The sequence below is a fragment of the Caldimonas sp. genome (assembly GCF_046289365.1).
Classification (GTDB): domain Bacteria; phylum Pseudomonadota; class Gammaproteobacteria; order Burkholderiales; family Burkholderiaceae_C; genus Caldimonas.
On the sequence record NZ_JBKBVU010000331.1, the window covers coordinates 1 to 2,115 of the forward strand.

The 2,115-nt window shown below is 68.1% G+C and carries 2 protein-coding genes; both read right to left on the reverse strand.

Going from position 1 to position 2,115, the window contains the following annotated elements; translation table 11 throughout:
* Nucleotides 1-599 (reverse strand): ABC transporter permease subunit (locus ACK42S_RS17730; RefSeq protein ID WP_409710722.1); only part of this gene is annotated, 599 nt, incomplete at its 3' end.
* Nucleotides 600-693: 94 nt separating this feature from the next.
* A complete protein-coding gene (locus tag ACK42S_RS17735) occupies nucleotides 694-1,719 on the reverse strand; it encodes an amino acid ABC transporter substrate-binding protein (RefSeq protein ID WP_409710725.1) in 1,026 nt (341 codons plus the stop codon).
* Nucleotides 1,720-2,115: the final 396 nt, after the last annotated feature.

The window sequence follows — 2,115 nt, forward strand, 5'->3', positions numbered from 1 at the left end:
TGGCCCGTGGCCTGCTGATGCCGGGCCGCGGCGCTGCGCCAGGCCCAGGACAAGCCCAGGCCGGCGAGCAGGGCCCAGCCGGCGCCCGACCAGGCGGCATGCTCGGCCGGCCAGGCGAACCAGAAGCCGCGCTGCGTGGCGAAGAACCAGTCGCCCAGCGTGAGGGCCTCGCGCACCGGCGGCAGCAGCTCGGTGAACAGGCCATACCACACGAAGAGCTGCAGCAGCAGCGGCACGTTGCGCATCACCTCGACATAGCCCGAGGCCAGCCGGGCCAGCAGCCAGTTGCTCGACAGCCGGGCGATGCCGATCAGCGTGCCCAGCACCGTGGCCAGCACGATGCCCAGTGCGGCCACCTTCAGCGTGTTGAGCAGGCCCACCGCAAACGCGCGTGCATAGGTGTGGGTGGCGTCGTAGGCGATCAGGGTTTCGGCGATCTCGAAGCCGGCCTCACGGCCGAGGAAGCCGAAGCCCACCTGGATCTGCCGCGTGGACAGGTTGTGCAGGGTGTTGGACACCAGGTACCAGCCCACGCCGATCACGGCGGCCAGCAGCAGCACCTGGTAGACGATGCCGCGGACACGTTCGTTGCTGAACATCGGTGCGTCGACCTCTTGAGCGGGACGGGATGCGTGGATGCAAGGCGGCCCGCTTGCGCGGGCCGCCGACCTCAGGGCAGGGGAACGGGCCGGGTCAGCGCAACGGCGGCGCGTACATCAGGCCGCCGTCCTTCCACAGCGCGTTCTGGCCCCGCTCCAGGCCCAGCGGGCCGATGTTGCGCTGGTAAATCTCGCCATAGTTGCCCACGGCCTTGATCGCGCGCACCAGCCAGTCGTTGTCCAGCCCCAGGCCCTTGCCCACGTCGCCCGAGACGCCGACGATACGCTGCACCTGCGGGTCCTTGGATTCGGCCTTGAGCTTGTCCACGTTCGCCGAGGTGACGCCGTATTCCTCGGCTTCGATCAGACCGAAGAGCGTCCACTTCACGATGGTGAAGAACTCCCAGTCGCCGCGCCGCACCATCGGGCCCAGGGGCTCCTTGGAGATCGCGTCGGGCAGGATCACCAGGTCGTCCTTGTTGGGCGCAGCCAGGCGCGTGGCGGCCAGGCCCGAGATGTCGGTGGTGAAGACGTCGCAGCGCCCGGCGAAGAAGGCCTGCTGGATCTGCGCCAGATCGCTGATCACCACCGGCTTGAACGTCATGCGTTTGCTGCGGAAGTAGTCGCTCAGGTTCAGCTCGGTCGTGGTGCCGGGCTGCACGCAGATGGTGGCGCCGTTGAGCTGCGAGGCGTTCTTCACATTGGCCGACTTCTTCACCATGAAGCCCTGGCCGTCATAAAACCAGGTGCCGGCGAAGACCGAACCCAGCGTCGAGTCGCGCGAGGACGTCCAGGTGGTGTTGCGCGAGAGGATGTCCACCTCGCCCGACTGCAGCACCGTGAAGCGGTTCTGCGTGGTGGTGGGGACGAACTGCACCTTGTTGGGGTCGTTCAGGACGGCGGCGGCCACGGCACGGCAGAAGTCCACGTCCAGGCCCGTCCAGCGGCCCTGGGCATCGGGGGCCGAGAAGCCTTGCAGGCCGCTGTTGACGGCGCAGCGCAGCGTCCCGCGGGACTTGACCGCATCCAGCGTCGGCCCGGCCGAGGCGGAAAGCGGCAGCATCGCGGGAAACGCAACGGCTGCGGCGGCGGCCAGGCCCTTGATCCAACGTGTCTTCATCTCGAGAACCCTTTCCTTTTGCATCTGGCAGGTGGTGCCGCCCCACCGGTTCGGTGCGGCAGCGGACGGTCACGACAGCAGGGCACGGCTTGTGGCGCGCCCAGGCCCAAAGCATGCAAAGAATCGAGGCAAAAGGCTTCATGGGAAACGCCTAGTCCCACAACCCCGCACCGCTTTGCCCCCGCTTCACTCAGGGTTGGCCCCCTCAGGACCAACCCTCGATGCGGGACGACCGATAGGAAGCAAGATCGGGGCCTGGCGTGGTCCCCACGCTGCTGTCTTGGAACGAGCGTCTGGGCGAACCGCCCCCCTTGATGCCTTGTGCTGCGCCGAGCCGCCCCAAGTTTCCTTGACCCCCGCGGGGGCCGGGGTGGGTGCAGCCCGGGCCTGGGGGAG